3 protein-coding genes are annotated in these 5975 nt (G+C 49.8%); 2 read left to right on the top strand and 1 reads right to left on the bottom strand.

Annotated elements, in window-relative coordinates; genetic code table 11:
* The first annotated feature begins 145 nt into the window (after positions 1-145).
* Both QVO51_RS05160 and QVO51_RS05155 read left to right on the top strand, forming a co-directional pair.
* Positions 146-1726, top strand: coding sequence for a leucine-rich repeat protein (locus QVO51_RS05160; protein ID WP_288167886.1), 1581 nt, complete (start codon positions 146-148; stop codon positions 1724-1726).
* 621 nt (positions 1727-2347) lie between these two features.
* Positions 2348-4951, top strand: coding sequence for a CotH kinase family protein (locus tag QVO51_RS05155; protein WP_022357499.1), 2604 nt, complete (start codon positions 2348-2350; stop codon positions 4949-4951).
* A 105-nt stretch (positions 4952-5056) separates the two neighbouring features.
* On the opposite strand, the gene QVO51_RS05150 is transcribed toward QVO51_RS05155, so the two are convergent.
* Positions 5057-5975: acyltransferase family protein (locus tag QVO51_RS05150; RefSeq protein WP_288167885.1), on the bottom strand; the 919-nt coding region annotated here is incomplete at its 5' end.

The raw sequence follows: 5975 nt of genomic DNA, 5'->3' as shown, positions 1-5975 counted from the left end.
CACAATGATAGACATGGAGGAATTCGGTATGAAGAAACGTATTCTTGCAGCACTTTCCGCAGTAGTACTCACCATGTACGCTGCACCGCTGTTGGTCCATGGGACATCTATTCCTAATACCGCAACAGCACGCCCGATAGATCAAATGCCTATAGACGAAAGCTTGTGGGAAAAGTTCCTGCGTTATGATCTGTGCATCACGGACTATGCAGCTATGTCCGAATCCGAACAAGCCCTGTGCCGGTTTATCTTTGAAACGGAGCAATCGGCAAAGGACACTGTTCGCTGTGAACGGGCAAGGCGCATGCTGTCACAGGATCCGGCAATCGGTCCAAGGCTCACATTGGAGCAGCTGGAGGATTGCTACGGCATCTGGGATCGCTTTTCAGAATATAAAGTGGGACAATCCTGGTTCCTGCATTGTGTGCCGGATATCAAGCATCTGGACTACCAGGAGAACTACAATGAATACTGGCTGGACGATGCAGGAACCAAGCGGATTCTTGCCGCCGGAGAAAATACCGGCTCTGACCGAGCTGTTACCTTTGAGGCGGTTCTGACGGATCTTGATGATGCAAAGCAGTACGATGCGGCGGATGCAGAAATTAAGGAAAATAAGGATGGAACCTTTACGCTTACCTATGAGATCCAGCGGAAAACGCCTCGTCCCTCCTATCACTACACGCTGGTTGACGGCGTGGAAACCCTTGTTTCCTCTGGATTCATGGAATCAGACGGTGACTTGTACATGCTTTGTCCCGATCGGACGGCTGCATTTGTCAAGAGCAAGTACAGTATGCGCACGCAAAATACAGCAGCAGATCCCATTCGGGATGTGGTAACAATTCCGGAGCAAATTAACGGCTATCCGGTTACGACTGTGGAACAAAGCGCATTTATGTTTGCTCCAGTCACAAAGATTCAGCTGCCTGATACCATCAGGTTCATCGATGCAAAAGCTTTCTATCGCTGTCCCTACCTGCGGGAGGTCAATTTTCCGTCGGCGTTGCAGTACATTGGTGCCATGGCGTTTGAAGCATGCGGACTGGAAACGCTGGCCCTGCAATGCCGGGATCTCCAGATAAGCCAATATGCTTTCCGGGATTGTGCCAAGCTGGGTGATCTGCGTCTGCTTGCAGCATCCATCGGATCGGATGCGTTTTGTGGCTGTACCGCTTTAGAAAAGGTGCGCCTGGAAAATGGCATTGTGCGCATAGATTCCGGTGCCTTTCGGAACTGTGGTAAGGTAGGGCATCTGTCCATGCCGGAATCACTGAAAATCATTGGTGTAGGCGCATTTCCAATGCTTTCGTCCATTACCATTCCCGAATCGGTGGCTGTTATTGGTGCATTGCCCAAAGCCTTCGGAGAGCGCACCACAGCCTTAATTACCATTCCGGCAACGAATCCGTTGACAGATCCGGAGGATCCGGTATTCAACCAGAACTGTACCATATATGGCAATCGGGATACAGAAGCCCAGCGCTATGCGGAGGAGCATACTTATTCATTTACAGAGCTAACCACCCTTCCAGGGGATGTCAACAGCGATGGAGCGTTGACTGTTGCAGACATACTATGCATGCAGCGGTATCTGGTCAGTCGGGATCTAACCCTCATCAACCGGCAAATGGCGGACTGGAACCAGGACGGTGTTATCAATGCAGCGGATCTTGCACTTTTGAAGCGTACATTGATGCGTTTGTCTGTGGGGGTGCTTTCCTAGAGAATCCTGGTGCGTGGAAACATGCCGGGCAATGTTGAATCGATTCCACAAAGTGAATCTGGACAGAAAAACCCCGCCGGAGCAGGTCGCTCTGGCGGTTTCTTGTGCTGCATGGTTCCGTCCCATTCCGGGGCATGCCTGCGGAGGTTTTTTTGACTCCCTGCCCCGTTCCCCTCGTCCGGCTGCAATTTGAACGAATGGGGGGAACTGTCACACCTGCCGCAAAACTGTCATTTCTGTCACACAAACTGTCATTGGATAATCCCCAGTTTTCCGGGCTTTTCCGTATCCAGTGACAAGTATGACAGTTTTTTTCGGTTTCTTTCTGTAGAAAATATGTATATCCAGTTTACTATTTTTTTCTGCCTGTAGAATGAAAAAGTTGTCATTTCTGTCATTTGTCCATGCAAACCCCAGTTTTCTGGCTTTTGCCCAGTGACAGCTTTCAAAATAAACTGTCACGAACCTGTCATTTCTGTCACTGTATCTGGAGACCTGGAGGAGCATTGCTGCAAGTTGCAGTACCGCTTTTCACATTCTCTCTTGCTTTTTGTAGAAAATTATGTTACACTAGATAAAATGGGTTCGGCATGCGCCGGACAAAAAACAGGAGGGGAACTTATGAACCGATATAAAAAAATGATTCTTGTTCTTGGCGGCGTGACGGTACTGGGGCTTTGCTGCACACCGATGGGTTTTGCCGCTGATGCACCGAATGGGGTAGTGCTCAATGAGGCATGTGCCAAGAATACCGCATTTGCTGCCGCAGATGGGGCGTATTACGACTGGATTGAACTGTATAACTCCACCGGTCAGAGGGTGGATCTCAGCGGCTATGGTCTGACGGATGATCCGGTCAAGCCGGGGCAGTATGTGTTCCCGACAGGCACGATCCTGGAGGCAGGCGGACGGATGTTGGTGTTCTGTGATGCCAAGGCAGTCGCACCGGCAGGGCAACTGATGGCACCCTTTGGTTTGTCCAAGGACGGGGAGACTCTGCTTCTGACGGATCCGACCGGGAAACAGGTGGACACCATTGCCTTTGGTGCCATCGGGGAGAATGTTTCTTATGGCAGAGTGCCGGACGGCTCCGACCAGTTTGCCTACCTGAATATGTCCCCGGATCAGCCCAATCAGACTGAGGATGTGTTGAAAACAGCGGTGGATGCGCCGATCTTTTCCAAGAAGCCCGGCTTTTATGATGCTGGCTTTGATCTGACCTTGTCCGCTCCGGCGGGTACTACTATTTATTATACGCTGGACGGCAGCGATCCCACTACGGATAGTCAGAAATACACTGGCCCAATTGCCATTTCGGACGTGTCTTCCTCCCAGAATGTGCTGAGTGCCCGGACGGATATTGCTGCAACGGATTTCATGTCGCAGGTAACGGCACCCACCAGTCCGGTGGACAAGGCAATGATCCTGCGTGCCATTGCGGTGGATGCCAATGGGGCATCCAGCAGTGTTGCTACTGGAGCATACTTCATCGGGTATCAGAACCGGGCGTCCTTTTACCGGGACTGCAAGGTGGTCTCTCTGGTTACCGATAGCGACAATCTGTTTGACTACGAAAAGGGCATCTATGTGTTGGGCAAGACCTATGACGACTGGAGAAATGGTCCGGATTACGATTATTCCACTCGCACCTGGGAGATGCCTGCCAACTACATGCAGTCCGGTGCTTTGTGGGAGCGGCCTGCCTCCATGCAGATCTTTGAAAACGGCAGTCTTGTGCTGTCCCAGGATGTAGGGATCCGCATTCATGGAGGTGCTACCCGGAGCCAGAACCAGAAGAGTTTCAATGTATATGCCCGCAGTAATTATGGGGTAGCCAAGGTGGAGTACGACCTGTTTTCCGGCAAGGTACAAAGCCAGTTCAATGGCGGCGTGATCGATTCCTTCGACAGTTTCATGCTACGGAATGCCGGCAACGACGGCCAGTACACCCGGTTCCGGGATAAGCTGAACCAGTCCCTGGTCAGCGACCGGAATCTGCTGACCCAGGGCATGGAGCCTTGCATTGTCTTTGTGGATGGGGAGTTCTGGGGGCATTACGAAATCACGGAAAAGCTCAGTGATTCCCTGGTGAAGGATCATTACGGCATCAAGAAAAAGGACGTATGCCTCATTAAGAATGAGGAGTTGGATGAAGGCACGGAGGAGGGCTTTGCAGAGTTTACTGCTTTGTATGAGTGGGTCAAAACTGCGGATCTTTCCGATGATGCCAACTACAAAAAACTGTGTGCCCAGGTGGATATTCAATCCTTCATGGATTACATGAGTGCCGAGTTTTATTACAACAACACGGACTGGGGTCAGAACAACATGGCTATGTGGAAATCCATGCTGGTGAAGGAGGATAACCCCTATGCAGACGGAAAGTGGCGGTTCATCCTGTTTGATACAGAATACAGCACCAATCTGTACGGGCAGACAAAGCCCAGCGATAATTCCTTTGCCGGTCTGCTGAAGCAGGACTGCTTCCTGTCTAAGCTGTTCAGTGCTGCTTTGCAAAACGATACCTTCCGCCGGGATTTCTGTCTGACCTTTATGGACATGGCGAATGAGAATTTCAAGCCGGAGCAGGTGACAGCGCAGATCGAAGCGCTTACCCAGCAGTACAAGGATATGACCCTTGCTACTTACAACCGGTTCTGGCCGGGCTGGCCTGGTGGGCAGTATGCCCAGTCCCAATACAACTCGGAAACGCAGCAGGTGCGTTCCTTCTATCAGAGTCGCTTTGACAGCATCACCTCTGCCCTGGCAGGAACCCTGTCTTTGCAAGGACGGCTGGTTTCCCTGACAGTGCGGAATGACGAGTCCTGCGGGACTGTACAGGTCAACAGCCTGACCCCGGATCTGTCCGGCGGCGACTGGACTGGAAAGTATTACACCGATATACCGGTCACGCTGACTGCTGCCCCCAAGGCAAGGTATCAATTTGCATACTGGAACATCGGGGACCAGCAAAAGCTGACGGATGCAAGCTGCCAATTGGAGCTGACCGGAGATGTGACCGTGCAAGCGGTGTACACCCAGTCCTTGTTGGGAGATGTGGATCTGGACGGGGATGTGGACGTGGCTGACCTGGTGCAGCTGCAACGGTATTTGCTCAGGCAGGGTACTTTGACTCCGGAGCAGGCAGTCCAGGCGGATCTGACCGGGGATCAACGGTTGGACGCAGCGGATCTGGTGCGGCTGCGCCGGATGCTGATGCAGTGAGAATGCATAAGAGTGAATGCACAAGCAGGAAATCTGCTATTCTGGTATGATATATCTTGAGCAACACCGCACAAAGCCATTAGGCAGGCTTTGTGCGGTGTTGTTTTAAGGTAATATTTTTCTGAAGCCTTTATCAATCAGCAGAGAAATCACTCCGCAACCACATGACAGCAACACAATCAACAGTATCGTTCCGATATTCAAAGCCAGCTGCAATTCCAAGAAAATATTGATAATCATCACATGATACAGATAGATTCCATAGGAGATATCATACCTTAAGCGATGCTGCCCTAAGAAATAACCCAAAGTCAAAATCAAAATCGGTATCAGACAATCTGTGGCAAGCATCTGTAAAATGCCAATATCGAAAATATTCCAAAGAATATACAAAAATGTATACCCCGCAAACAGCCAAGGTGCATATTTGATTAACCGGTTCAACACAGTGTCTTTAAAAACATACAGAAAGCTTCCAATATAGAAGAAGCTGCTTTGCGCAAGAATACCACGCTTCCATAGCAGTATTAACCCACGGCTATGGCTTGCCGCAGCCAGTTCTGTTCCACCAATCTGTACTGCAATGAGCACAATGCCTATCACTAGCCAGCTCTTTATCTTTCTGTTTTTCATAAAGCGATAGAATAGTGGTACTAATAAATAAAATTGCATCTCTGTAAACAGTGCCCATAATGCACCGTTAAACGTTCCACTACCGAATTCCTTTGCAAATCCGGGCGTATACTGCAAAGCAAATCCTTGGAGGAATGTCCACACAGCTGCTTTTCCTACTGGGAATGCACCGTTGGAGAACAGTAATAAAATCACAAAGCCAATCCATACGCTGAACCACAAGGGTGGAAAAATGCGAAAGAACCTTTTTTTAAAATATTCTCCTACATTTTTGGATTTTGCATAAGATGCTGTTACCAAAAACCCACACAGCGTAAATAGGATTGGCACGCCGCCAATAAAACGTAAAGGGATATAAAAGGGGAGTTTGCCCCCTTCCCGGTAAAATAGA

It is taken from the genome of Ruminococcus sp. CAG:379, from assembly GCF_000434255.1.
Lineage (GTDB): Bacteria > Bacillota > Clostridia > Oscillospirales > Ruminococcaceae > Ruminococcus_F > Ruminococcus_F champanellensis.
The sequence above is the reverse complement of the archived record's forward strand: the minus strand, read 5'-3'. Positions and strand labels throughout refer to the sequence as shown.